Source organism: Candidatus Acididesulfobacter guangdongensis, assembly GCA_004195045.1.
In the GTDB taxonomy this organism is placed as follows: domain Bacteria; phylum SZUA-79; class SZUA-79; order Acidulodesulfobacterales; family Acidulodesulfobacteraceae; genus Acididesulfobacter; species Acididesulfobacter guangdongensis.
In genome coordinates this window covers 759,870-786,130 of the sequence record SGBC01000001.1, presented here as the reverse complement: position 1 = coordinate 786,130, position 26,261 = coordinate 759,870, and the positions used below count along the sequence as shown (strand labels likewise).

Here is a 26,261-nt window from a genome sequence, read left to right as displayed (position 1 = left end):
CAAAACTATTTGTTTTTATTGATTTATTGCTAAAGAATTTTTAACTTTATCAGCTAATTCCGATTTTATATTTCCTATATAATCAAAATATTTTTCTATAATAAAATCATAAAATTCGCCGTCGATTTTTACTTCAAAGTCTAAATAATATAATTTATCTATAACGTCTGGAAACTTCAGCCTGAAATTCTTCAGCTTTACATAATCTTTTAACGTGGTAATAATTGTTATATCTTCATGACTATCCGTTATCGATTTTAACTTTAATATGTCTTCGTATTTATAATTATGATGGTCGCCATACTCAAACGTATCTGATATATAAAACCCGCAGCTTTTTATATTTTTATAAAAATACTCTGGATTGCCTATACCGCAAATAACTGCCGCTTTTTTTGCCGCCATTTCATTGCCGTTTGATGCCTGTCCGCACGGAATCACCTCTCTTCCGCCTAATCCGCCTTTGATATTTGACGGTACATAATAAGAATAGAATATCGGACATGATTTGTTATATTTTCTTATCTCTGCCTCTAATGACAAATCGTGTTCTGCCGTTTTAGAAATTATAATACAATCTGCATATCTTACGGAAGATGCCGGCTCTCTTAAAACACCTGCCGGAATGACAAACTGTCCGAATAAATTTTTAGTTCCGTCTATAAGAATAATATTTAAATTTTTCTTAATATTTAATGCGGTAAAACCGTCATCTATAATGCTTATTCTTTTGTATTTTTCATACTTATCGTGAACATCGCCGTATGCGCAGTGAGACGAAAATTCGCCATCATCATAATGGCTGTTATTATTGACATCGATACCGCCGCCGACTGCGGCATGAACCGGCTCTCTAACAGAATCGGCATCTGTTGCGGCTGCGGTCACAACTGCAGATGCATTTTCATTTTCGGTTTCGTTTTCATTTTCGAAGTTTTCCGAAATGCCGCTGATGTTGTCGTCTACGTTATTAAAATCAAATGACTCTGTTTCGTAAAGATCGCGCAAATTTACATAAGTAGTCTCTTGAAGACATAGCATAGAAGCCTTAAATCTGTTTTTTGACACCACTACAGGTACTTCTTGATTTAAAGATTTAAATTTTTCTATTAAAAGGAGAGTTTCGTCGGAGAGCAGATGCTTATTATCGTATTCCCATCCGGCAATATAGATTTTTTTTTTAAGTTAGCCCCATACCCGCGGCTAACTACGCAAGGTTTAAAACCTTTATTGTATAAATAAGAGGCAAGCGAATAAACAAGCGGCGTTTTGCCTGACCCGCCCATATTGATATTGCCTATGCTTACAGTAAAAATACCCGGGTCTTTTGACTTGAAAAGGATATTATTGGCGTACATAAACCTTTTAATTTTTGTAAAAACGATAACAATATATGAAATTATAAATAATGGTGATTTTAGAATATTCTTTATAAAATTTAAAGTTCCGCCGCCGGAAGCGCCGTCCTTTTTACTCGAGGTATTTTTTTTACTGTTTTCAAGAAATTTTAATATTCTTCGTTCTAAATCTGACATGCAAATCTCCTCTAAAAGTCAATTATTATGTTTTGACAAGGCATCAGATTAATTTTTTTGCAAATATTTTCTTTATAAATTAAATGTTGCGTACACAAAAAAATAAATCTGATATCTTTTTGATAATAACCCATTGATATAAATCACAATATGTTGCTGATAATTATGATGAAGTTGGGTTAAATAACTTTTCATTTAACCTTATGTTTAGTTGGTATAATTAATTTAATTTAAATTTATTTAAATTTATTTAAATTTATTTTATTCAAGTTTTCCGGCTTTGACGCCTCTTTTATTCTGCGAAGCCCTTCTTTTATTACGTCAAAACTTGTAGCAAACGAAAGCCGTATAAAATTATCGTTTCCGAATTCTATGCCTGGAACGGCTGCGACTAAATACGAATCTAACAGATAGGAGCAAAACTTAGCAGATGAATCTATAGCGCCGCTGCCGCTTTTTAGCACTTCAGATACATCGGCAAAAATATAAAAAGCTCCGTCCGGTTTTACAGGATTTATGTTTTTAATTTCGGTTGCAAAAAATTCCAGCATATAATTGCGTCTTTTTTCAAATTCTTCTTTCATTTTTACCGTAAAATCAAGATTTCCCCTTAAAGCCGCAAGCGCTCCGTATTGAGCAAACGATGTAGGATTTGATGTACTTTGCGATTGCAGATTATTCATTGCCGAAATTATTTCCTTTTTCCCTGCGGCATATCCTATCCTAAAACCGGTCATAGAATATGTTTTAGAAACGGCATTAACTGCAACGGTATTTTCTTTTAATGATTTGTCAACCATTAATACATTAAAAAATTTCTTATCGTCAAATACTATTTTTTCGTATATATCGTCAGTAACGATAAGCAAATCTTTTTCAACCGCAAACATGGCAATGTCTATCAGGTCTTTATCATTCATCATCACGCCTGTGGGATTTGAAGGACTGTTTATAATTACGGCTTTAGTTCTGGAACTATAGCTTTCTTTAAGCATATCAAGGTTAAACTTAAAACCATTTGATGAAGTATCTACAAGAACCGGCACGCCTCCTGCAAGTTTTACTATTTCGGTATAAGAAACCCAGTAGGGCGAAGGTATAATGACTTCATCGCCTTCATCAAGCAAAACCATAAATAAATTATATAGACTATGTTTGCCTCCGCATGAAACTAAAATCTCGTTATTTTCATAATTGACGCCGTAATCTGTCAAAAATTTATCGTGGACGGCGCTTTTAAGTTCGTCTATGCCGGATACAGGCGTATATTTTGTTAAACCTTTGTCTAATGCATCTTTTACGGCGTCTTTTATATAAGAAGGCGTATCAAAATCCGGTTCTCCGGCGCCGAAACCAACGACGTCCTTACCTTCCGATTTAAGTTTTTTAGCTTTTGCCGTTATTGCAAGCGTTGCAGAAGGTTTAATCAGCGACGCCCTACATGAGAGTTTCATCTCTATCTCCTTTAGAATATAACTTTTGAAGTTCTTCGGATATTAAAAGCGGCACCATAGTAGAAACATCGCCTCCGAGACGGGATATTTCTCTTACTATGGTAGAACTTAGAAATGAGTACTTTTCCGCCGTCATCATAAAAATAGTTTCTATATCCGGGTTTAATGTTCTATTTGTGGTAGCAAGCTGCAGTTCGTATTCGAAATCGGATACAGCCCTGAGCCCCCTTATTATAACACGCGCATTTATACTTTCTACAAATTTTACCAATAAACCGCTGAGCGCAACAATCTCAACCCTATCGTCTTCGATTTCATCTATGCTTTTTATCGTGTCTTTAATAAGTTTAACCCTTTCTTCCTGACCAAAAAGATAACCTTTTTTCCTATTGCATGCGACAGCGATTATAACCTTATCAAATATGTTAAGACTTCTTTTTAAAATGTCTATATGACCGAAAGTAACAGGGTCAAACGAACCCGGATAAACGGCTATATTTTTTTTAGCCATAGTCATCGGACCTGCTTGAGAATTATTATTATAAATCACAACATGAAAAATATAAAAAGGCATCTCCAATTAATCTGCCCATAAATTTATCCATACTATAAGCTATATTTTTATCATAAACAGCAAAAAAAAGCAATAAAACATTAACATTAGGCTGTTCGACGGATGCATCTAATAGTGAACTATAAAACAGATTGCGAAGAAAATAGCAGATTGCCGAGACACCTTACATTAATTTAATTATATTGTAATTTATAATTTATAAATCGTCTTTAGCCGTCTTTTTATATTCGTAAATATTTTCATAAAAAGACAGAGCAGACCTGCCGTATATTTTTTCTTTCGTTAAAAAATAATCTTCATATCTATTTTGCAGGATTTCTTTTTTATCGTGCTGGACAATTATCAGCGGGCGATAATCGCATGCGCATGAGCGGCAAGAAACTTTGCCTGCGATAGCTTCTAAAGTTTTTCCGCCAAGCCGTAATTCGTAGGGCGGATCTAGAAAAATAATATCCGGCAAATATGTCTCTAAAAAATTTTTATTAATTAAATTTATAACATCGCCGCAAATTGTTTTAACTTTATCTTTAACTTTAAATTCATTAGCCGTCTTACCTATAAGTAATGCCATTTTTTTAAAACTTTCCAGAAAAATGCATGAGTCTGCCCCTCTTGATAATGCTTCGAATCCGATATTGCCTGTGCCGGCATATAAATCGCAAAAAATTTTATTATTTATTTCATCGCCTAAAATGCTGAACAGGGCACCTTTTATCATATCAGATGAAGGGTTTACATCTTTGACGTTAAAAACATTCGGAATTTTTCTGCCTTTGAGAGTGCCGCTTATTATTCTCACGATTTATTTAACTATTTATTTATCTTTTTATCTTTTTATCTTTGACTGTTTGTTGATTTGTTAATTTTCTATCCGGCTAATCTATTCACTATTATTGATTCTATTGATTTTATTTGTCTACTAATTTTTTTAATTTGCCTTTATCGATTATTTCTATTTCTCTTTTGTTTAATCTGATAATATCCATATTGGAAAATTCCCGTAAGGCTCGTGACACTACCTCTCTTGCGGTGCCGGCAATATCCGCTATCATTTTTTGACTCAGTTTCTGTCCTTCAAAAAGCAGCAGTATCTTGCCTATTCTTTCCTGTGTATGCTTTAAGGAAAGGTCTTCAATCCTGCTTGTCAGAAATCTGAGTTTATCTGTCAAGCTTCTTATTATATTAAATGAAATTTCCGGATATTTAAATATTAAATTTTCCAAGTTTTCTTTCGAAAGCAGGAAAACGGAAGATTTATTAACGGCATCTGCAGAGGCAGGATTTATATTTGCGCTGAACACCGTGACGTCGTTAAATGACTCGCCTGCATAACATAATTTTAAAATTTGCTCTTTTCCGTCTTTTGAAGATTTGTAAATTTTTATCGTACCGCTTTTAACAAAGTAGATACCCTTGGATCTTTCGCCTTCAATAAATAAATTTTCTTCAGCTTCATAATTTTCTTCTTTTAAAACACCTGCTACTTCAGCGATTTTATCTTCGCTTAATGTTTTAAAATATTCTATGTTTTTTATTTCTTCAAAATTGCTCATATTTATAAGTATTATTATAAAATTATAAATTTATTGTATAACTCTATATTCTTAATCCTGCAATAGAAAGTTATCTACTCGGAAAAGGTGTCAGACACCTTTTACTTTAGACACCTTTTACTTTTTACTTATATTTCGCTTAACCGAGCAAAGAAATGCATAAATATTTTCTATTGCAATATTAAGTTATAATTCTATATCTTAAATTTTTATCTAATATGCTATAATACTACATCATCTTGTATTTTGTATCTTTTATGCTATATCTTTTATTTTTTAAATTTCAGATTTTGACGCGTATATTATTATAGCCGCTGCGAGACTTAAAAGACCGGCATATAAATAAGAATAGTCGGCTCCGACGGAGTACAAAAGCCCCATAATAATATTGCCGCCGAATATTCCGATGCTTCTTGCCGCCGTTAAAGCGCCCATGCCTTTTCCCCTCTTGTCGTTTTTGGAGATTATACTTACAGCCGTAGGCTCCAACGTTTCTATAATCCCTAAAGAAACACCCAGAAAAGCTACCGCAACATAATACAATAACGGATTCAGAGAGAAGAAAAATACTGCAGCCATTCCAGACGAACCTATAAACGTGAGAAAATAACCGAATCCCAATTTTTTTACTGTTTTAAGTATTGTTTTTCCGGCTATCAAACCTGTAAGAGATGTAAAAGCAAAAAATAAAATATACGACAGAATGCCTAATTCATCGTTTTTTGAAGACTGGGCAATTGTTAAAATAGGAAATCCGAAACTGAAAGAACTGAAACCGTATAGAGAAGTTGCAATCAGTATCCTTTTAAATAAATTTTCATTTAAATCGGCATCTTTGGGTTTTGCCGAACTTATGCTGCTAAGCTTGGCATTAACGTTATTGTCAGCTGCAATATTAGCAGAATTATTGTTATGTATCGTATTATTTTTAATTGTATTATCGTTACTGATTTTTTCCGGATTGGCAGGCGGATTGTTAATTAATTTTTTTTTGGATATAAGCGTAAGAAAAAATGTAGAAATTAACAGGGGTACAACCGTTATAAGCAAAATAAATTTTGTCTGCACATGATATGCAAAAAGTATCAACGCGTAAATGCCGGCAAAAAAACCGCCTCCTTCATCAAGAGCATGCAAAAAACCGAAAGCTTTACCGTAAAATTCTTTAAAAACAGACCTTGAAAGAAGAACCCTTCTTGAAGGAGACCTGAAATTTCTTGACCACCACCCTGTTGAGAAAAACGCGACCGCCTCTGCCGGATATATGCTGAAACCGGTAAATGAAAGCAACGGTATTAAGAGATTTCCTATAATAGCAATTTTTTTATGTCCGAATCTGTCTCCTGCACGCCCCCCAAAGTAGCCGAAAAAGGCGCCTATTCCATAGCTTATAGCTGAGGCTATGCCAAAATAAATAATGGAGCTGTGCAAGTCAAGAACTAAAAAAATAGGAAACATTACCAGAACAGCCTGATAGCCTAAATCGGCAAAAAAAGCTGATAATGATATAAAAAGAACATTGCTGTTAAGCCATTTGCCGCCGGTGTCCTTAATGCTATCGGATTTTATATCGTTTTTAACTTTAGTGCCGTCTGTTTGCATATAAATATGCCTCAATTTTTATCTTGATATCTCTTTCGTGTATTTTTTTAATATCTTTTTTTAATATCTTTGTATCTTTCTTTATAGCTATATTTTATCCGCACTATGATTATTTTAATTATAAGGTAAATAGAATATCCATATTATAATATAAACGCAACAAGTATTATAAGATATTTTTAAATTTTTTTAAATACATTACGATGCCTTAAATATTTTATTTTTAATTTAATTATGATATAATAGTCAGATATAATACAATTTATATGTTATATAAAAATATATCAACGGAGGTTTTAATATGCCTATAAGAGAATATAAATGCACTAAATGCGGGGATACAACGGAAGTAATCCAAAAAATAAACGAAAAACCGTTGGAAGTATGCTCTAAATGCGGAGGAAAACTTGAAAAATTAATTTCAAATTCTAGTTTTGTTCTAAAAGGGTCAGGATGGTATAAAACCGACTATGGAAGCGGAAGCAAACCATCGTCATCGTCGCCTGCAGCCGCTCATCATCACAGCACAGAGAAAAGCGACGCAGCAGTTTCAACGGCGGCAGCTCCGTCATGTTCCTGCGGAACGGGCGGGTCTTGCACTTCGGATTCCACAAAAAAATAAAATTAAATCAAATAATTTAATACTATCATTTATTATTTTATATATAATATAATGTTTTATATATAACGTAATACCGATATTAAAAAATACATCGTACAGCGTTTAAAAAATGGAGGAGGTGAGTTTAATTATGGCAAATAAACCGATAAAAAAAGAAACTAAAAAACCGTCAACAAAAAAGAAATAACTAAGAGTTCCTTAATACTGAAGTAGAATTGAAAAAATAATTATTAAATAATTATAATTTAAATTATATGCAGAATTAAGGAACTTTTAAAAATTTTAAAATTTATGCCAGAGCGTACAGTCCTTCTTCTGAAGTTCTTATTCTTTCAACAAATCCAACGGGTATAACAAATATTTTTCCATCTCCGTAAAATCCAGTTTTATTAATGTCCATTATAATCTTTACTGCTTTTGGCATTTCGCTTTCCGGTACTACTATAGAAAGCATTCTTTTCGGCAAAAAATGATAATCGTTATCTGCCGCTTCCATATTGTTTTTATTTTTGCTTATTGCATCTAATCCCGGGTCCAGCTCATTAGCTAAACCGCCGTGTCCTTTCTGTTTGCCTCTGCCGTGTACAGAATAGAATGTCATCTGAACATAACCGGCATCCGCGAGCATTTCTTTCGTTTCCTGAAATTTATGTCTTCTAATTACTGCCAGTATCTCAACTGCTTTTTCTTCAAATTTTGATTCCATATTAAAGTCCCTCCGCGCCTGTTCTCACAGTATAAGTATGACTGACCGGCACCACGAATATTTTTCCGTCGCCTATATTGCCTGTATATGCATTTTCCTGTATAATGTCGCATACTTTTTCTGCATCATTTTTACTTACAACCATCATAAGCTCAAGTTTAGGCAGTTCATCATAAACAACCTGCCCCACCTTTATACCTTTTTGTTTGCCCCTTCCAAAAACATGCATCTTGGTGACTGATATAAAACCGCCTGCTTCAAGCCCTTTTAAAACATCTTTCTCTTTTTCAGGTCTGATTATTGCTCTAATCATTTCCATAGATTCCATAATTTTCTTCTCCTTCTTAAATTGTTATTAAATCATTATTAAAATGTATTCTAAATGTTCCTATTAAAAATAAAAACAGTAATTGTGCAGCTATGCAATATTTGCCATTTTATCTTTCATTATAATTTTTTTTAGCCATGGCGGCGGATTGGTTGATAAAACTCCTTTTAAATTTTCAAGAACGGTTACTATTTTATCATCAGGTTTTGACTTAACCGGATGAATACCCGAACTGACTACTTTTGCAGCAGCAGTACCGCCTATACTTTCAACAAATATTATTTTTAAATCTCTCAATTTTGCAATTTTTTTTTCTATTTTTTCAATCTCATCTTCTTCTGCCTCAAACTCCCTTAATTCAATAAAATCAAAGCCTGATTCTGTGACATCATAAATTGCAATTTTTTTTGCCCATCCAAAATGGTCATTGATAAAAACATTGTCGGTTGTCGTAAACCCTACTTTCATATTATACCTCCTCCATGAGTTTTTCATTAACAGACATTAACAGATTCGCAGCTTCATATACCAGATTAGCGCTGCCCTTATACAGTATATAATGTTTAAAATTATGCCCTATCCGGTCTATTAGAGGGAAACCGGCTTTTAAAATAGGCACGCCTATTTTTTCAGCAGTGTATCCGGCATTAGAGTTTGAAATTACAAGGTCTATACCGTTGCCATCATTTTCAATAAGTTCGCCAAATAAATCAATATCGCCTTCTGTTAAAATTTCAAATCTGTTTTTTAAATTTTCATAAGCTTTTGATGTTGTTACTCCTATTTTAATATTCGCTCCGACTTCGCTCAGTACTTCAGAAAATGAATCTAATATATCAATTCCCTCTGCTATTGCAATATTTTTGCCTAAAAAGTAAAAATGCGTATCTAAATATGCATCCATTAATTGTCTTTTCTGTCTTTTATATCTTTCAGGAGTCTTTCTCAAAGATATTTCTTCAAGAAATTTAAAAAATAAATCCGTATTTTTTAATCCGCTGACATTGGAAAAATAATAAGTATTTAATCCGGTAATTTTTTTGACGGGTGCAATTAAACTTTTTAAACTGCTGCCTATAATTATATTTAAATTATTTAAACCTGCTTTTTTTAAATCTTCAATATCAGTTCCGCCGGATGTCGTCTGCAAATAGCCGTTTTCATCAAGATGTCCGTCCATCGAAGTTCCCAAATCAGGTATCATAACAGGCGTTATGCCGAAATCTTCCAATAAGTCTCTCAGCTCTAAGAAATCCATAGCAGTAAAAGAAAACGGACAAAACACATTAGCGCGTATATTTTTAATATCCTTATCCTTAGCGCCGTTATCTTTATTTTTATCGTTATTTTTATAATCGCTAATATTTCTTATATTATTTTTATCAATCGTTTCATTGTTATAAGCACCTGCCAAATTTTCCCTGTCGTCTATACAAAATGTCTGCAATAATGAAAGAATGGCATTTTTGTATCCCTCTTCAAAATTTCCGTCGTAATCCGGAGTGCTGACATAAGCCAGACTTAAATTGTCATAATCTCCGCTTTCTTTTAATTCTTTTTTTAACTCGTTAAAAGTCGCATGAATATCCTCGCCGTTTACTTCGCTTAAACCTGTAGATGTAATACCTATAAAAGCGGGGTTAATTTTATCGGCGATATTCTTAACCCCGGCTTTTAAATAGCTGCTTCCTCCTAAAATTGCTCCAAGTTCATTTAAGGCAGTCGTATAAACAGGTATATTTTCTCTATAATGTTTTGTCAAAGTAACCTTGTCAAAGCTGGCGCATCCCTGAGACCCATGCATGAGAACAACGGCATTTTTAATACCGAGGAAAACAATGACCGCCCCGAGCGATGAACTTGTTTTTAAAGGATTTATCTCAATGTTTTTTATATTTTCCATGATATTTTGTTCCTATTAAAATAAGCTAACTTCTTGTTTAGCGGAGCTTAACTTTAATTTGCTTTTCTGATAACGTCATAAACCGGACTGTTTAATTCAAGATAAATCTGCCTTCCGAGATGAACTATGCCTTCGTAAGAAGTATAAGAATTGCTTCTCTCTTGATTAACATCTAAAAACGGTATTAAAGATTTTATAGCCGTATATTGATTTCTTCCGCCTGCAAGCAGAATATCAGCTTGCTCGTCTTTTATCATTTTTATCAGATTAACTGGGTTTCCGTTATCTAACATTATAATATTTCCGTTTGCGTCAAATTCCTTGATTCTGTTTTTATCTTCTTCCGTACTTTTTTTAACCCCCGTCGCTATAACTTTCATGCCAAGGTCATTTAATGCGGAGATTAAAGACCAGCTTTTAACACCGCCTGTATATAAAAGAACTCTTTTGCCGGTTAAAAATTTTTTATACGGTTCAATCTCTTTCCGTATTATTTTAGTCTTTGACTCAATATTTTTTTTAACCTTTTCTATTAGTTTAGCATCTTTAAAACTTTCTGCTATATGCAGCATTGCATTATTCGTCGAAGACAATCCGAAAAATGATTCTTCTATAAAAGGTATTCCATATTTTTCTTCCATTTTTCTTGCTAAATATACTAAAGCTTTAGAGCATACAACGACATTTAGCCCTGCTTTATGCGAATACATTATTTCTTCCATAGTTGCATTGCCTGTTATATTTGAAAGTAAATTAATGCCGTTGTCGCTAAGCGCTTTTTTAATTAAAAACAATTCGCCTTTTATGTTGTATTCGCCTATTAAATTAATATTATAATCGGTTAAAATATCAATATTTGGTTCTTTTTTCCCTATAACATATTCAAAGAGCGCATCTCCGGCAATCTTATTTCCAAGATTTTTACCGCCCGAAAAGCCCTGACTTTGCACAGGAACTACCGGTATATTAAGTTTTTCGGTTAATTCTCTTGCGACGCCTCCTATGTCTTCCCCTGTCAATGCAGGTACGCAGGTATTATAGATAAAAACACCTTTCGGATTGAACTTGTTTACCGCATAAACGATTCCTTTTTTTAATTTATCTTCAGAACCGAAAATCAGGTCATTTTCATTAATCGAAGAAGTCATTCCATACATATAAAAGGTTTCATTGCCCTTTGATTCCGATGTTCTCTGATTATAGCTGTTGCCGAGGCAATTAATCGGCCCATGAACAACATGAAGAGCATCGCGTATCGGGCTGAGCACGATATAAGCTCCGTCAAGAGCGCATCCTCCGGTTGAAGAACCGGGTACAGCTGTTTTGCATGCTTTTTTTTCTTTCTTCTGTATATTATGCTCGCATGTAGGCTCATCAAACAACTCTTCTTTAACCTTAAGCTGCATTTTAATCGCCTCCTTTTTTTATAGTTTTATACTGTATAAATTTTATTTTATAGATTTTTCATCTTAAAAGCTCAAAATGAGCATCATCAGATGTTTCATCTACAATCTCAATGAATTTATTTACTATCCATGTCGTTAAATTAATTACTCCTGAATAGGCGTAAAAGGGATAACGGTGGATATTGACCCTGTCAAAAATAGGATATCCTAATCTGATATGAGGAACGCCGGCTTCTCTTGCTACAAATTTTCCGTGGCTCGGTCCTATAAGCATATCGACAGGTCCGGTCATTACAAGAGAGTGCAGGTGCCACAGGTCTTTATCTATATAGACCTCCCCTTCATCGCATCCGTATTCTTTCAGCAATGCTTCAACATCATTTTTGAATTCTTCATTACCGTTAGAACACAGCACATATTTAGGAATGCCGCCCATTTCCAGCAAATAGCTTGTCAGCCCCGTTAATATATCAGGGTCGCCGAATATTGCAAATTTTTTGCCGTGAATATACTGCTGCGCATCCGTCATTGAGTCAACCGCTCTGCCTCTTTCATCTTCAATTTCTTTTGGAATTTCTTTTCCGGTAATTTCAGAAACGGCCATAAGAAATTCATCTGTAAATTTTATTCCAACCGGACTTTTAACTGCTTTTGCTTCCTGTTTAAACTTATCCGCTAATAAAGCAATCGTCTTTTTGGTGCTGAATTTCTGAAGCGCAATAGTCGCTTTGTTATTAACGCAATTTTTTGTATCTTCTAAGGTAGTTGCGCCCTCATTGTATAGCTTATATTCGCCGTTCAGCGGAGAATCCAGCGTATTAGAGTAATCCGCAATAACAAGGTACGGTACCTTCATGATTGTTAAAAGTCTTTTTATTTCATTAATATTGCCGGTAGTCGTATCAAAACCGGGTATTATATTTATGGCGTCTGAAACGGATTCGCTTTTAACCCCTAACGTATCTATAATTGCAGCAAGCATATTATCGTAACCGTCTATATGGGAACCGACAAAACTCGGAGTGTTCGCATAAGGCGCAGGCACATCTTCAGGCAAAAATCCTTTTGCTCTGGCATTATTTACTATCGCCCCCAAATCATCGCCTATAACCTCCGTCATACAGGTTGTAGATATTGCAAACATTTTTGGTTTATAAAGATTCAAACAATTTTTAAAACCTTCAAACCCGTTTGCCTGTCCCCCGAACACTGCTCCGTCTTCCGTAAGAGAGGTAGAAACCGCCGCAATCGGTTCTCTGAAGTGTCTTGATAAATTATTTCTATAATAAGCAACGCAGCCGTGCGAACCGTGGACAAATGGCATAGTTCCTTCAAATCCTGCGGAACATAGAACGGCTCCGAGAGGCTGGCAAGCTCTTTCAGGATTAATTACAATAGATTTTCTTTTAAAATTTAATTCTTTATATTCCTCGGTTTTCATCCAGTCTTTAGTTTGCCGGACTTCTTCTTTAGTCATCTTAGCCATTTGAATAGCCTCCTCAAATTTTATTTGTATTTATAAATAATGCCGGCATTACCGCCGCAAATAATATACAACTTCTTATAATTACTTACTGTAACTGCAAAATATTTCTCAAAATTTGCAAACCGAGATGCTGTCTACTATTGATTGAATATCAATTATATATAAGTTAACATACGGATATTATTACCGTTTATTTCTTTATTTTTTCCATGTCGGTTTTACAAATTTCCATGACGGGCTGTTAATTGCAAGGTCCATATCTTTTGCAAATATTTCAAAGCCGTCATATCCGTGATAAGGACCGGAATAATCCCATGAATGCATCTGTCTGAAAGGTATGCCCATTTTCTGAAAAACATATTTTTCTTTTATCCCCGATGCAACTAAATCCGGTTTTAATCTGTGCGCAAGTTCGATAAACTCATGTTCGTTTAAATCATCTGCCACAATAGCCCCGTCTTCTAATTCTTTGGTCGTTCTTTCATAATCATCGCTATGTGCAAACTCATAAGCAGCGGTAACAACCTGCATTCCTAGGTCTTCATACGCTCCGACTATATGCCTCGGTCTAAGTCCTCCAACAAGTATCATGACTTTTTTGCCTTCCAATCTCGGTCTATATTTGTCTATAACCGCCTGCATTTTGGGTTCGTACTTTTCAATTACTTTTTCTGACTGCTCCTGTATATGTTCGTCAAATAAAGCGGCTATTTTTCTGATGCTTTCCTTTATTTTCGTGGGACCGAAGAAATTGTATTCAATCCACGGAATCCCGTATTTCTCATTATAATAATTTGAAATATAATTCATCGAACGATAACAATGAAGAAGTATATAATTAACTTCGTGCGTAATTCTCATCTCTTCGATTGACCCGTCGCCGCTCCAGTGGGCAATTACATTCAAACCCATTTCTGTAATAACCTTCATTGAAGCCCAGACGTCTCCTCCTATATTATAATCGCCTAAAATTGCAACATCATACTTAGTTTTCTGACTGTCGTCTAATTTGCCAGTACCGACAACATAATCCCTTATTGAATCATTGGCGATATGATGTCCTAAAGATTGGCTGACGCCTCTGAAACCCTCGCATCTTACAGGAATTACCGTTGTGTTTAAATCAGCGGACGTCTTTTTAGCTACAGCCTCAATATCATCGCCTATAAGACCTATGGGACATTCCGATTCCACAACAAATCCTTTGGTAGTTGGAAAAAGTCCTTTTAATTCATGTATCGCCTGTTCTAATTTTTTATCGCCGCCAAAAACAATATCGCGCTCCCTGAAATCCGTAGTAAACTGAAAAGGCATAAAATTTTCCACGCCCGGTACTCCATTGGCTAAATTCCTTCTTGTTCCCCAGCTGTAATGCCCGCATCCTATAGGACCGTGGCTGATATTAATAACATCTTTTACAGGACCCCACACAACACCTTTAGAACCGGCATATGCGCAGCCTCTGGGAGTCATGACGCCCGGCAGAGATTTCAAATTAGATTTAGCTATGCAAGACCCGCAGGCATCTTTTTTGTTGACGCCTATATGCTCCTGCCTGTTTTTTCTCGGTTTTTCTGGATAGATGTTCAGCACATCTTCAACTATCTCTTCGCTTTCTTTAATATTAATAGCCATTTTAATTCCTCCATAGATTTATGCTTGCTTATATGCAGTTAAAGTTAACTAAATTAACATAGCATCGTTTTACAGTTCACAATTTACTGTTTTTGCAGCGGTTCAAATTTATGCAGATGCATCGTCTTGTTCTTCGGGCAGACCTTTTCGCATGACATATCTCCGAGACAATCATCCATATTTTCAATTCTAACCACCATCTTATCGCCTTCATCTTCAAAGACGTAAACTCCTCCGGGACACACTTTGATGCATCTGCCGCATGAAATGCAGCTTTCCTGGTCAAAAGCTACTAAAAAATGCGGTACCCATTTTGAACCTGATTTTCTCGGAGCTACTATATATTCTTCAATATTTCCGCTAAAACCGTCCATAATACTCATAAAAATTTTCTCCTGTTTTTTAATTTTTATTATATCTATTTTATTTATCTTTATATATTTATATTAATTTTTTTATTTATTTACTTCATTTTTATATATTTTTATATATCTGAATATATCTATTTTTTTATTTAAATAATTAATTAATAATTAATTGAATAAGTACCGATTAGCTATATAAACAGCTATATAAACTATTTAACAATATAATTATTCATCTATTTAACTATTTAACTTTAATTATTTAACTATTTTACTATTTTACTATGCGTATTTTTAAATCAAGTCCGTCGCTCGTTATTTCGGCAAATTTTGACAAATTTGATTTAGACAGACAATATTTATATTCTGCTAAATCCGGCGAACAATTAAGCTTATTTCTTAATGACCTGACTTTTTGAGGCTGCATGTCTTTTGTGAGAATCAAAAACTCATCTTCAGGTATATCCTTCCTGAATTCAAATATTAATATCTCTCCGCGGCTGCTCAATATTCTGTGCATTTCTTTGAGAGATTCGGCTTTTCTTTCCAAACATTTAAATGTTCCTTTTAAAATAATAACGTCAAAATAATTGTCGCTAAAAGGCAGACATTCGCTGTTAGCAATCAAATACCGCAGTTTTTGATGAAAATAACCGTTGTTTAAATCATAGGCATTGACGTTTAAATTGACATTTAGATTGCCTGCAGCCGCCATATGTTCAGCAACTTTCGCATCATACATATTGTTTTTAATTTTATTATCGCAATTATCATAATAATTGTTTGCAAATCTCGCACCTGCAGCCTGCATATCTCTTCTGCTAAAATTTGGATTTGCTTCATCTGTAATCTTAGCAGAACTTTTTAAAGCATGGCTAATCATAATCTCAGAAATATCAACGCCTACAATATTAGCATTAGGAAGAACTTCGCTAAATCTCCGCGCTATATAACCGGGACCGCAGCCAAGATCAAGTACCGAATCAGGCACAAAGGAAATGCTGTTCAAAATTTTATTCACAAATGGTTTATAATCATTTTCCATTTTTCCTTTAGTATCGGAAGTTGCTATATATAATTCTTCATCCTGTGAAAAATTTAAACTTTTCTGCAGTTTACACCCCTGAACAGCATTTTCTGTTATCATGATCTTTCTCCTTATTATTATTCAACTTGCTGCTTATATCCTTTCCAAGCAGACCCGCGGCATCCGATCTGCATTGCCGGCAATGCTTCATGATGTTAATTCCTGTTATACCGTCTGTTACATTAGCTATATCCTGCCTTGTGGCAGCCGGAACACCTATTTTTTGAAAAAATGATTTATCTGCCGGTATCATAGGCATTACATTAAAAAGATATACTCCCATTTTTTTAATGCTTTCAGACATTTCTTTTATATGCTTATCGTTAATTCCAGGTATTAATACCGAATTTATTTTAACGGTAAGCCCTTCAGAAACAGCGATTCTTATGCCTTCCAGCTGCTTTTCAAGCAGCAGTTCTGCCGCTTCACTGCCTTTATAGCAAATACCCTTATAATTAACAAATCTATAAATTTTAGAAGCAATAGCTGCATCCGTTGCATTTAATGTTACCGTAATAAATTTTATACCCGCGTCTTTAAGGTTGTTTATATTTTCTTTTAAATTAAGACCGTTTGTACTCATGCAAAATATTAATTCAGGAAATTCTTTTCTGACTAACTCAAATGTCTTAAGCGTATTATCCGGGTCTGCAAGGCTGTCTCCCGGACCTGCCACCGCAGCAACGCTTATTTCATTATAAAGAGATTTTACCTCATATATTCTTTCTACCGCTTCTTCAGGAGCTAAAAGCCTGCTTGTGACTCCCGGTCTTGATTCATTTGGGCAATCATAATCTCTATGACAATAATTGCACGAAATATTGCAGCTTTTGGCAACAGGCAAATGTATTCTGCCGTAAGATTTTGATGCTTCTACGCTAAAACACGGATGCCTTTTAATGTCCTCGTTATTATTATAATCTGAGGCATTGCTATTCCCGTCTTTTTTTATATTCCTTATGCCGTTAATTGCTTTATTGTCTGTTTTCATGATAATTTGCCTTTTTTAAGTAATTCTGCCGTTTTATTGGCATGACAGATAAAATACAAAACTTATAAAATAATAAAAGAAAAATTAATTAAACAATTTATTTTGCTGCTGCGGCTGCTGCGGCTGCTGCTTCCGTAGTTCTTTCGTATTCTTCCATGAAGCCGTATTCCATCATTAAATCTTCCAGCTCTTGCATAGCCATAGGTGTAGGAATAACAAACATCTCATTTTCTTCTATTTTTCTTGCCAATTCTCTGTAAACATCAGCCTGCTTTGCGCCTGTTTCGTGTTCTATGACAGTTTTCTTTTTTATTTCAGCTCTCTGGACAACATTATCCCTTGGGATAAAATGTATCAATTGAGTACCCAGTTTCTTTGCAAAAGCTTCAACCATATCCTTCTCATTATCAACATTTCTTGAATTGCAAATTAATCCGCCTACTCTGACTCCGCCCGAATTTGCAAATTTTAAAACACCTTTGGCTATATTATTTGCAGCATATAACGCCATAAGTTCTCCGCTGCAGACTATATATATTTCTTTTGCATACCCTTCCCTTATTGGCATTGCGAAGCCGCCGCATACAACATCACCCAGAACATCATAAAATACATAATCAAGTTCTTTCTCGTATGCTCCAAGCTGTTCTAATGTTGTAATAGAAGTAATAATGCCTCTGCCCGCACATCCGACGCCTGGTTCCGGTCCGCCTGATTCAACACATCTGACTCCGCCAAATCCTATTCTGAAGACGTCTTCTTCCGTAACATTTTCCTGACCGACATCCTTAACAGAATTTAAAACGGTTTCCTGAGTCGCGCCGCCTAATAAAAGCCTTGTTGAATCAGCCTTAGGATCGCATCCTACAAGCATTATTTTTTTGCCGCGCTCGGCTAAAGCAGCTAAAGTATTCTGCGTTGTTGTGGATTTGCCTATGCCGCCTTTTCCGTAAATTGCAATCTGTCTCATTTTTGTTTCCCTCCAAAAAAATAATTAGTTTTTTAATTTTTTATCATGCGTTACGTGTTAAATATCAAATAAATATAACTATTAAAAAATATTAAAATTTCTATAGTTATTTTATTAATGCTTTTATGTTTATTATGTTTTTATGTTTATTAATCTTAATCCCATTATTTTTTATCGTTATTTATTACAATGCATAAATTATGCCAAATAAAAATAATAATCATAAATTAGAAAATAATCACTTATATAATTTACTATAATAATAAATGCTCTCTTATGCCATGCCATGCAATTAAACTATTTTAAAAAATTAATAAATTAATTGGAAAGCATCAAATGTCTTGTTATTATTACAAAATTAACAAATAATATGCCTAATTTTTGTGCATAATATTTGTTAATGATTAATTTTACATCAATATAAAATCTACAATTATTCATAAAAGACGGGAAAGACCTTTAAATTCTATATGTGCGCTGGCATATTTTATGCTATTAATTACGTGTTATATTATAAATCAGAATAATAGATGGAATTGTTTAAGCGCAAGATATATCATATATAAATATAATAATTTTATTGCACAAAATTTTATGAAAAAATCAAAAGATAAAAAACACGGCAATTTTTTGATAAACGATACAACCCTCAGGGATGGAGAACAGACTGCCGGGGTTATCTTTTCATATAATGAAAAAATAATCATTGCAAAAATGCTTGATGAAATCGGCGTAAATGAAATAGAAGCAGGCATTCCTATAATGGGCGGAGAAGAGAAGGACGCCGTAAAAACCATTAATTCCTTAGGTTTAAATGCAAAAATTATATCATGGAACAGAGCTAATATAGACGATGTTAAAGCATCGCTTGATATTGGAATGCGCTATGTTCATATTTCTATACCTATATCAGATATCCATATGCAGTATAAAATTAATAAAGATTTTGATTATGTAAAAAAAACTTTAATTAATATTTGCCGCATTTTAATAAAGGAACAAGTCGTATTTTCCGTAGGAGGCGAAGATTCGTCAAGAGCTGATAAAGACAATCTTTATGAAATAATAAATATTGCGGAAAGCGAAGGTGCTTATAAATACAGATATTCCGATACAGTCGGCATTTTAAATCCTCTTGAAATATATAAGAATATAAAACTTATAAAGTCTAAGTTTAAACAAATAGCAATTGAAATACATGCTCATAACGATTTAGGCATGGCGACAGGAAATTCTGTAGCGGCTATAGAAGCCGGAGCCGACTTTGTCTCAGGCAGCATTGCGGGTATAGGAGAAAGAACCGGGAATTGCGCTTTAGAAGAAGTTATTGCTTATTTTAAATTTATAGAAAAAAAAGAAATAGATTTTGATTTTAAGAAAGTAAAAAAACTTGCCGAAATTATAGCAAAAATCACTAAAAGACCTATTCCGGTGAACAAACCTATCCTCGGCAGAAATATTTTTCATCATGAAGCAGGTATTCATACGGACGGCATTATTAAAAACCCGATAAATTATGAACCGTATCAGCCGGAAGAAGTTGGACTCAAAAGAAAATTATTAGCCGGAAAACACAGCGGCACATCTATTATTAAATTCAAATTAAAAAAAATGGGCATCGCTATAAATGAAACGGAAGCTAAAGATATTTTATCTGCCGTCAGACAAAAATCTATAGATATAAAAAGAAATTTAAACGACGGTGAAATTATGGACATTTATTTTAATATTAAACATTAAATTATCACTATAAACAGCGCTGCAAGAAATACGAAAAATATATAAAATATATACACGTTTAATGAACCGTTCTGCAGTCTTGAAGTAGTCAAGGAACTTAGACGGTTAAAAAATTTTATAACCGGCATATAAAGATAATATTCTAACAGGGGGAATATGTAAGAACCGTATCCGCTTGAATCGTGATAAAAAGAAGCATAAGGGAAAGGATTTTTTGTACCGGCGTGCAAGCCTCTATTGTCCGCATTATCCGCGTCTATGCCAGAATCAGAATTCGTATCGGCATACAAAGTTTTTATCGTCCTCGTTTCAATTCTCTGCCTCGATTTATAAACAATATTAAACATTATCCTTATTGCGTTTGAAAAACCTAAAGCAGAAATTTGCGCATGCTGGTTTGAGCTTTCGGTTCCTCCCGTCCAGGCATATTTTACATATCTTTTTTCAGGTTTAAGCAAATAACGGTAAATTATATATAAAACAATTAACAGGATTATTGATACAAAAAATAGGTAAACCGGACTAGACGCAGAAAAAGTATTATAATACGGGATAAAAATATAATTATGCATTATTTTATCATTTATATTTATATGATAAATCAAGTTTGATACTCTAGACATGAAAGGAGTATAAAAAAACATAAAAGCAGATAACGATATGCTGAGGAGCACCGGAATTAAAATGGCAATATTCATTAATAACGGAACTTCCTTAGCTTTCATCGCCTTTTTCGACCTTGCTGAACTAAGGAAGGTTATGCCGTAAAGTTTCACATAGTTGGCTATCGCCATTGCAGCGCTGAGCGCTAAAACCGCACCTGCCGAAAAAAGCACTATCCTCGGCAAAATACTGTGTATATTAAAACCTAAAAAAACCACTTCCAGATTAAGCCATTCTGAAACAAATCCGTTTAAAGGAGGCATAGCCGCTGCCGATAATACCCCTATAAACACTAAAATTCCGGTTAATCGCATAGTTTGCAGCAGACCGCCGAATTTATCCATATCATGACTGTCCGTTTCATATTCGACATTTCCTGCGCCCATAAAAAGAAGGCTTTTAAAAAAAGCATGATTTATCAATGCGTATAAAGACGCCAGAAGCGCAAGAGCGGCAAGACCTTCAAGATTAAAATATCTGTAATATAAAGATGCTCCAATGCCGGTCAGAATAAGACCCATATTTTCAACGGTCGAATACGACAATAAAACTTTTAAATCATGGGTCTGAGCCATATATACTACCCCGAAAAACATAGTCAATACAGCTATAACGATAGTTACGGTTCCTAAAAATAATGCCGTATTTACCGGATGCAGCACATACAGACCGAATCTCATAACCCCGTATACGCCTGCAGACGTTAAAACGCCGCTTAAAATTGCGGAAACCCCCGATAAAGAAGCCGGATGCGCTTCCGGTAGCCAGATGTGCAGAGGCACTATGCCTATTTTTGCTCCGAAACCGAATAAAAATAGCAGGAATATAACATCCTTAAGTTCCGGTGCAATAACAATATCTCTCATGCCGAACAGATTAAAACTTCCGGAATGGACATATAGAAGCATAATAGCGGCGATTATTAGCATACCGCCGAATTCCATAATCGTCGACATCAAAAAACCGGCTTTAACGGTGCCCTTAATATAATGTTTGCCAAGCACCAGAAGATAGGAAGACACAGCCATTACTTCCCAGCTTATCATAAAAATGAAGGCATTAAATGAAAACAGCGTAAAATAAACGCTTAAAAGCATAATCCCAAATAAAAAAGTAAAACTTGACAGATTAATTTTTTCTTTAAATCTTTCAATATATTTTATCTGATATAGAGAAATGTAAAAGAATACGCTAAAGGAAAATAAAATAAAAAAAGCACTAAGCGAATCTAATCTCATCAGTATATTGCCTGCCGGAAAATATCTGCCGATGCTGAATAGCACACTGCCGCCGGCGTAATTCAAGTTAAATTCAAATAGATTAAAGAAATTATATACGGGCTTAATAAAAAAAGACAGGGCTGATATCACTGCAAAAAAAGATGCAGCCATATAAAGAATATTGCCTGCTATATAGGCTTTATTAAATTTTTTAAAAATCATGCCTGAAAATGAAACTACTATTCCGCCTATCGAAAAAATCATAAACAAATAGTAAAAATAGATATACGCCGCCTGATTATCTGCAAGATTATTCATATTAGTTTATTTTTCCTTCAAACTTTTCCATAATTATTTACATGCTTAATTTAATTTTAAAATTTCCATCGGCAATTTTGGGTATAATGCGCTTCGCTTATCATTATCATATCGTACTTCTTACATTGCAAAGCCGCCGGACTTTATCGACAGCAATACGTTAAGTATCATAAATGGATTTGGCGGACATCCGGGCACCAGTATTATATTTTCAGTTTTTAAAATATTGCCGTTTTTTTTATTATTTAAAAAACCGGAATTATTTAACCGGCTTTCAGAACCGCCTATATGCCGGGCAGAACTGCTCCAGATGCCTCCGGAAATAGGACATACGCCTGCAAGAAGTATGAATCTCGGATTCGGAGTATTATCCAGCACATTGTAAAAAATATCGGACATTCTATCGGTAAATACGCCGGTCAGCAATATTACATCGGCGAATCTGGGGCTCGGCGTTATAAATATTCCTAGTCTGTGCATATTATAATACGGATTATTCAACGCCGTTATCTCCGATTCGCATGCTCCGCAGGAACCTGAGTCTATATGTTTTACGAATAAAGATTTTTTAAAAAAACCAAACTTTTTTTTATCGCTGTTTTTGGCATTATTTTTTATATTATTCTTAACATGAGCTTCATTAATATTATCTTTACCGATAAAGTTGGAAAAACTGACGGCTTCGGCTATATTTGAACATTCCGAGACGCACAATCCGCAATATATGCATTTTTTTATGTCTATTATGTCTTTTACTTCTGTATTGATTTTATCGATTTTTTTATGAATTTTATTAATTTTATTTGCGCTGATATTATCTGCGCCGTTAATTATTTTACCTGTTCTGTTCTCTTTATCTGCCCTATTTGCATAATTTGCGCTATTTTTGCTATCGTAAATATTTAAAATATCTATTGCGCCTGTCGGACACACTTCCTGACATTTTAAACAAGGTAAATCATTACTGTCTAAAGTTTCTTTAAAATTTAAGCATTTATCGGTATCAAATTTTAAATACGAAAAAAAACCTTCGTAAAAATCGTTTTCCTTTGGAAAATTTACTGATTTAATTCCGAATTTTAAACCGTTATATGTCCATATAGCCATTAAAATCTGCCCCGATAAGATAAATTATTAATTATTCTGCCTAGTTAAATTTAATTTTATCTATTATATTTATTTGTCGCACGCCGCAACCGAAAAATTATAGCTCGTTTCGTTAATATTGAAATCCATCATCATAGTATTTTTAGTAAAATGTTTGAATACCTTAAAATTATTTTCGAACGGATATTTAATATTGATTTTTTTAAAAATTTTGCCGTCAAATCTTCCAGTTATGCAGAATATCGGACCTTCCGACGACTCAACGGAACCAAAACCGTATTTTCCATGCGGAACACCTGATAAGAACAAATTCTGATAAACATCGCTATTATATCCGCCGCTATTGCTATCATTATTGCCGTCGCTATTATTATCGCTATTGCTATAATTATATATACTGCGCATATCATGCTGCAGCTTGCCTGTATTAATTATATTTTTGCCGTGCCCATAAATATCATCCGTATTTATATTCGATTCTGACATATTTTTTGTCAATTTTTCAAAACAAATTTTAAGAATATCAAACGACTGCCTTATCTCGCCTATTCTTACAAGATATCTTGAAAGCGCATCGCCGTCATTATACAAAACAGGTTTCAGGGCAATATCTTTATAAAGCAAGTAAGGATATTTTAATCTTAAATCACGGCTAATCCCTGCGCTTTTAGCAACAATGCCTTCAGCATGAAGTTTTTCGGCAATTTCAGGATTAATCTTTCCTGTAGTTTTTAATCGGTCAATATGCGATTTGGTTTCCGAGTTCTGCTTTATTATTTTTTCAATATCTGTTATATAAGAACCTATTGCTTTTACTATATACTCAAAACATTTAAAATTAGCTGCACTATCATTGCCAATATCATTATTATTACTATTATTGTAAATATTGCTATCGTTATTGCTATTGCTATTGTCAATAAACTTATGGCAGAGTACATTATTTAATCTTACTCCGCCTACAGTATTAATACCCATAAGATATCTTGAAAATACAATCTCCGATGAAAGCTGTTTAATTTTTTCAGCGTAATAGGCATATAGCGAAGACGGCACTTCTAAATATGTAGAACCGGATATTTCGGATAAATTTTCTATATGATTTCTTAATCTTTCTAATTCGGCAAAAAACATCCTTATTAATTTTATGTAATCCGGCAATTTGTCAGTCAGCCCGAAATAATCCTCCGCAGCAAGACAATAGCTTAAAGAAGCTGCAAAAGCATGCGTTCCTGCAATCCGTTCCATGATTAAAATCTGTTCGTATAAATTACCTTTTCCCCGTGCTGCATTCATTGCATTTCTGGTTTTATAGCCGAGAGTTATATCAAGCTCATGCAACTCTTCGCTTGAAGTTAAAAAATGGTAATATGAAGATTCACATACGCCTTTTTTAACCGGACCCCAGATAAATTCATAATCGCCCAAAAATTTTTTAAACATAGGCTGATGTCTCATTTTTATTTTTATGCTTGTTTCTATTTGATTATTATGCGTACTATTCCGTCTAAAAAAGACTTTAGCGGCGATGGAATATATAGCCCTAAAAAAATTGTAAGTATTAGCGGTATCGCCATAGGCACTAATGAAGCCGGACCGAAATCTCCTCTTTTGAGCTGCACATTGTTCGCATCATATATATTTGCATTCTCGCCTGACACTCCAAAAATCATTGAATTTATCTTGGCTAATATTGCAATAAAAGCTGCTATAAGCAATATTATCAGCAGCGCCGATATAAAATAATCGCTTTTTTTAAAACTTTCCAGAAGTATTAAAAATTCACCTATAAATGCCGCAGAAGGTGGAGCTCCTACAAGGGTCAGAGCCCCGGCTATATATAAAAAAGCAGTTTTGGGCATCGTATAGATAACTCCTTTTATATTTTTAATCTCCTTTGTTTTATATTTATGAAGCAAATTTCCTGAGCCGTAAAACATTATAGGTTTTGATAAACTATGAGCCAGCATTTGAAAAAGCGCGCCGAATGTTCCAAAAACACCGCCAAGTCCAAAACCTAAACTTATAATACCCATCTGTTCAATACTAGAATATGCAAAAAGTCTTTTAGTAGAATTCTGATTAATTATACCCATGATACCCACAAATATAGAAAAAATTCCTGCTATAACGAGTACCGTCTCCGGATAATTAAAACCGGTGCTTCCTCCTGCTATGTTAAAATATCTTATAATGCCGTACAGCGCAACATTTTCTAAAGAAGCCGCAAGCATTGCGGACACAGGAGAAGGCGCTTCGGAATACGCATCCGGAACCCATGTATGCATCGGCGCAAGTCCGACTTTAGTGCCTAAACCTATCACTATTAAAATAAACGCTATCTTAACTAAATCTTTGTTCAAATATGCGGAATGGGCGCTTAGAACAGTCCAATCTAACGAAGACACATGCAAACCGTAAATACCATGCAGGTTTCCCGACAAATAAAATAGAACCGTTCCTAATAAAGCCAGCGAAATGCCGCTTGAAACTACAACTATATATTTCCATGCTGCTTCGATAGATTTTTCCGTAATTTCGGTGATAACCAAAAAAGAGCTTGTTATAGTCGTAAGTTCGATATCAATCAAGTAAAGCGCCATATTGTTCAGGATAGGCGCAACAAGCATAGTAAGAGCAAACAGATTAATTAATAAATAATAACGAAAAAACTCGCTATCCGTAACAGATTCATTTTTCACGGCAAGTTTCATGTAGGAAATTGAATACATGGAAGATAAAAAATAAATAAGAGCGACTAATAAAACAATATAAGCGCTAAATTTATCTATAACTACGGCATTATTAAAAATAGATATGACGCCTGCAGAACCTCTTTCGCTCATTAAATAAATTAAAAAAGCGACGGATATTGAGAGCGAAACAATCGATGATATAAATGTCAGCGCTTCTGAGACTCTTTTATTTTTTAATACGAAAGAGCAAAGCCCTGCAATTAAAGGTATAAACAGAAATATTATTATTAATATTTTCAT

Annotated in this window: 24 protein-coding genes; 2 read left to right on the top strand and 22 right to left on the bottom strand. The window is 34.3% G+C overall.

The genetic code is table 11. The features are described from left to right. Positions 1-15: 15 nt before the first annotated feature. The 7 genes from EVJ46_03595 to EVJ46_03565 form a co-directional block, all read right to left on the bottom strand. Entirely contained in the window at positions 16-1,173 is a 1,158-nt protein-coding gene (locus EVJ46_03595; GenBank protein RZD17324.1) for a hypothetical protein, read from the bottom strand. Beyond that, positions 1,110-1,535: a hypothetical protein gene (locus EVJ46_03590; GenBank protein ID RZD17323.1), complete on the bottom strand. Its 426-nt coding sequence runs from the start codon at positions 1,533-1,535 to the stop codon at positions 1,110-1,112. The genes EVJ46_03595 and EVJ46_03590 overlap by 64 nt, the downstream gene beginning before the upstream one ends. A gap of 236 nt (positions 1,536-1,771) precedes the next feature. Beyond that, on the bottom strand, positions 1,772-2,989 hold the full coding sequence (locus tag EVJ46_03585) for a pyridoxal phosphate-dependent aminotransferase (protein ID RZD17322.1): 1,218 nt from the start codon (positions 2,987-2,989) through the stop codon (positions 1,772-1,774). Beyond that, positions 2,973-3,500, bottom strand: coding sequence for a pantetheine-phosphate adenylyltransferase (locus EVJ46_03580; protein ID RZD17321.1), 528 nt, complete (start codon positions 3,498-3,500; stop codon positions 2,973-2,975). The genes EVJ46_03585 and EVJ46_03580 overlap by 17 nt, the downstream gene beginning before the upstream one ends. 259 nt (positions 3,501-3,759) lie before the next feature. Next, entirely contained in the window at positions 3,760-4,365 is a 606-nt protein-coding gene (locus tag EVJ46_03575; protein ID RZD17320.1) for a hypothetical protein, read from the bottom strand. A 106-nt stretch (positions 4,366-4,471) separates the two neighbouring features. Beyond that, positions 4,472-5,116 carry a Crp/Fnr family transcriptional regulator gene (locus EVJ46_03570; GenBank protein ID RZD17319.1) on the bottom strand — a complete coding sequence of 215 codons (645 nt, stop codon included), beginning with the start codon at positions 5,114-5,116 and terminating at the stop codon, positions 4,472-4,474. 276 nt (positions 5,117-5,392) lie between these two features. Further along, positions 5,393-6,718: an MFS transporter gene (locus EVJ46_03565; protein RZD17318.1), complete on the bottom strand. Its 1,326-nt coding sequence runs from the start codon at positions 6,716-6,718 to the stop codon at positions 5,393-5,395. 301 nt (positions 6,719-7,019) lie between these two features. Here EVJ46_03565 and EVJ46_03560 point away from each other — a divergent pair, with 301 nt between their 5' ends. Further along, positions 7,020-7,340, top strand: coding sequence for a zinc ribbon domain-containing protein (locus EVJ46_03560; protein ID RZD17317.1), 321 nt, complete (start codon positions 7,020-7,022; stop codon positions 7,338-7,340). Positions 7,341-7,629: 289 nt separating this feature from the next. Here EVJ46_03560 and EVJ46_03555 read toward each other — a convergent pair whose 3' ends face one another. The 11 genes from EVJ46_03555 to nifH form a co-directional block, all read right to left on the bottom strand. After that, positions 7,630-8,046: a P-II family nitrogen regulator gene (locus tag EVJ46_03555; GenBank protein ID RZD17316.1), complete on the bottom strand. Its 417-nt coding sequence runs from the start codon at positions 8,044-8,046 to the stop codon at positions 7,630-7,632. Position 8,047: 1 nt separating this feature from the next. Beyond that, entirely contained in the window at positions 8,048-8,365 is a 318-nt protein-coding gene (locus EVJ46_03550) for a P-II family nitrogen regulator (protein ID RZD17457.1), read from the bottom strand. 99 nt (positions 8,366-8,464) lie between these two features. Further along, positions 8,465-8,869, bottom strand: coding sequence for a nitrogen fixation protein NifX (gene nifX / locus EVJ46_03545; protein ID RZD17315.1), 405 nt, complete (start codon positions 8,867-8,869; stop codon positions 8,465-8,467). Continuing rightward, on the bottom strand, positions 8,844-10,277 hold the full coding sequence (nifN, locus tag EVJ46_03540) for a nitrogenase iron-molybdenum cofactor biosynthesis protein NifN (protein RZD17314.1): 1,434 nt from the start codon (positions 10,275-10,277) through the stop codon (positions 8,844-8,846). The genes nifX and nifN overlap by 26 nt, the downstream gene beginning before the upstream one ends. A gap of 53 nt (positions 10,278-10,330) precedes the next feature. Continuing rightward, positions 10,331-11,683, bottom strand: coding sequence for a nitrogenase iron-molybdenum cofactor biosynthesis protein NifE (gene nifE / locus EVJ46_03535; GenBank protein RZD17313.1), 1,353 nt, complete (start codon positions 11,681-11,683; stop codon positions 10,331-10,333). 58 nt (positions 11,684-11,741) lie between these two features. Then, positions 11,742-13,169 carry a nitrogenase molybdenum-iron protein subunit beta gene (gene nifK, locus EVJ46_03530; GenBank protein ID RZD17312.1) on the bottom strand — a complete coding sequence of 476 codons (1,428 nt, stop codon included), beginning with the start codon at positions 13,167-13,169 and terminating at the stop codon, positions 11,742-11,744. A 198-nt stretch (positions 13,170-13,367) separates the two neighbouring features. Continuing rightward, positions 13,368-14,804, bottom strand: coding sequence for a nitrogenase molybdenum-iron protein alpha chain (nifD, locus tag EVJ46_03525; GenBank protein RZD17311.1), 1,437 nt, complete (start codon positions 14,802-14,804; stop codon positions 13,368-13,370). Positions 14,805-14,887: 83 nt separating this feature from the next. Next, positions 14,888-15,187, bottom strand: a complete 300-nt coding sequence (locus EVJ46_03520) for a 4Fe-4S dicluster domain-containing protein (GenBank protein RZD17310.1) — start codon at positions 15,185-15,187, stop codon at positions 14,888-14,890. A 256-nt stretch (positions 15,188-15,443) separates the two neighbouring features. Then, positions 15,444-16,316 (bottom strand): methyltransferase domain-containing protein, encoded by an 873-nt coding sequence (locus EVJ46_03515; GenBank protein ID RZD17309.1) that lies wholly within the window; start codon positions 16,314-16,316, stop codon positions 15,444-15,446. Beyond that, the gene (nifB, locus tag EVJ46_03510) at positions 16,285-17,247 is read right to left on the bottom strand and encodes a nitrogenase cofactor biosynthesis protein NifB (GenBank protein RZD17308.1); all 963 of its coding nucleotides are present in this window, start codon (positions 17,245-17,247) and stop codon (positions 16,285-16,287) included. The genes EVJ46_03515 and nifB overlap by 32 nt, the downstream gene beginning before the upstream one ends. A 97-nt stretch (positions 17,248-17,344) precedes the next feature. Further along, on the bottom strand, positions 17,345-18,217 hold the full coding sequence (nifH, locus tag EVJ46_03505; protein ID RZD17307.1) for a nitrogenase iron protein: 873 nt from the start codon (positions 18,215-18,217) through the stop codon (positions 17,345-17,347). 489 nt (positions 18,218-18,706) lie between these two features. On the opposite strand from nifH, the gene aksA reads away from it, so the two are divergent. Further along, complete coding sequence (aksA, locus tag EVJ46_03500) at positions 18,707-19,957, top strand: homoaconitate hydratase (protein RZD17306.1); 1,251 nt, start codon at positions 18,707-18,709, stop codon at positions 19,955-19,957. Here aksA and EVJ46_03495 read toward each other — a convergent pair. From EVJ46_03495 to EVJ46_03480, 4 genes are all read right to left on the bottom strand, one after another. Next, positions 19,954-22,158, bottom strand: a complete 2,205-nt coding sequence (locus EVJ46_03495; protein ID RZD17305.1) for a hypothetical protein — start codon at positions 22,156-22,158, stop codon at positions 19,954-19,956. The genes aksA and EVJ46_03495 overlap by 4 nt on opposite strands. A 120-nt stretch (positions 22,159-22,278) precedes the next feature. Further along, the gene (locus EVJ46_03490; GenBank protein RZD17304.1) at positions 22,279-23,265 is read right to left on the bottom strand and encodes a hypothetical protein; all 987 of its coding nucleotides are present in this window, start codon (positions 23,263-23,265) and stop codon (positions 22,279-22,281) included. 69 nt (positions 23,266-23,334) lie between these two features. Further along, positions 23,335-24,723 (bottom strand): hypothetical protein, encoded by a 1,389-nt coding sequence (locus tag EVJ46_03485; protein RZD17303.1) that lies wholly within the window; start codon positions 24,721-24,723, stop codon positions 23,335-23,337. Positions 24,724-24,743: 20 nt separating this feature from the next. Beyond that, on the bottom strand, positions 24,744-26,261 hold the full coding sequence (locus EVJ46_03480) for a hypothetical protein (GenBank protein RZD17302.1): 1,518 nt from the start codon (positions 26,259-26,261) through the stop codon (positions 24,744-24,746).

Coding starts and splice junctions, on each gene's coding strand:
- nifB (RZD17308.1), bottom strand. CDS start 17,247: ATGAAAACAGACAATAAAGCAATTAACGGCATAAGGAATATAAAAAAA.
- EVJ46_03585 (RZD17322.1), bottom strand. CDS start 2,989: ATGAAACTCTCATGTAGGGCGTCGCTGATTAAACCTTCTGCAACGCTT.
- EVJ46_03550 (RZD17457.1), bottom strand. CDS start 8,365: ATGGAAATGATTAGAGCAATAATCAGACCTGAAAAAGAGAAAGATGTT.
- aksA (RZD17306.1), top strand. CDS start 18,707: ATGCTATTAATTACGTGTTATATTATAAATCAGAATAATAGATGGAAT.
- EVJ46_03555 (RZD17316.1), bottom strand. CDS start 8,046: ATGGAATCAAAATTTGAAGAAAAAGCAGTTGAGATACTGGCAGTAATT.
- EVJ46_03560 (RZD17317.1), top strand. CDS start 7,020: ATGCCTATAAGAGAATATAAATGCACTAAATGCGGGGATACAACGGAA.
- EVJ46_03570 (RZD17319.1), bottom strand. CDS start 5,116: ATGAGCAATTTTGAAGAAATAAAAAACATAGAATATTTTAAAACATTA.
- nifK (RZD17312.1), bottom strand. CDS start 13,169: ATGGCTAAGATGACTAAAGAAGAAGTCCGGCAAACTAAAGACTGGATG.
- EVJ46_03520 (RZD17310.1), bottom strand. CDS start 15,187: ATGAGTATTATGGACGGTTTTAGCGGAAATATTGAAGAATATATAGTA.
- EVJ46_03495 (RZD17305.1), bottom strand. CDS start 22,158: ATGAATAATCTTGCAGATAATCAGGCGGCGTATATCTATTTTTACTAT.
- EVJ46_03490 (RZD17304.1), bottom strand. CDS start 23,265: ATGGCTATATGGACATATAACGGTTTAAAATTCGGAATTAAATCAGTA.
- EVJ46_03515 (RZD17309.1), bottom strand. CDS start 16,316: ATGATAACAGAAAATGCTGTTCAGGGGTGTAAACTGCAGAAAAGTTTA.
- nifE (RZD17313.1), bottom strand. CDS start 11,683: ATGCAGCTTAAGGTTAAAGAAGAGTTGTTTGATGAGCCTACATGCGAG.
- EVJ46_03590 (RZD17323.1), bottom strand. CDS start 1,535: ATGTCAGATTTAGAACGAAGAATATTAAAATTTCTTGAAAACAGTAAA.
- nifD (RZD17311.1), bottom strand. CDS start 14,804: ATGGCTATTAATATTAAAGAAAGCGAAGAGATAGTTGAAGATGTGCTG.
- nifH (RZD17307.1), bottom strand. CDS start 18,217: ATGAGACAGATTGCAATTTACGGAAAAGGCGGCATAGGCAAATCCACA.
- EVJ46_03565 (RZD17318.1), bottom strand. CDS start 6,718: ATGCAAACAGACGGCACTAAAGTTAAAAACGATATAAAATCCGATAGC.
- nifX (RZD17315.1), bottom strand. CDS start 8,869: ATGAAAAACTCATGGAGGAGGTATAATATGAAAGTAGGGTTTACGACA.
- EVJ46_03480 (RZD17302.1), bottom strand. CDS start 26,261: ATGAAAATATTAATAATAATATTTCTGTTTATACCTTTAATTGCAGGG.
- nifN (RZD17314.1), bottom strand. CDS start 10,277: ATGGAAAATATAAAAAACATTGAGATAAATCCTTTAAAAACAAGTTCA.
- EVJ46_03485 (RZD17303.1), bottom strand. CDS start 24,723: ATGAGACATCAGCCTATGTTTAAAAAATTTTTGGGCGATTATGAATTT.
- EVJ46_03580 (RZD17321.1), bottom strand. CDS start 3,500: ATGGCTAAAAAAAATATAGCCGTTTATCCGGGTTCGTTTGACCCTGTT.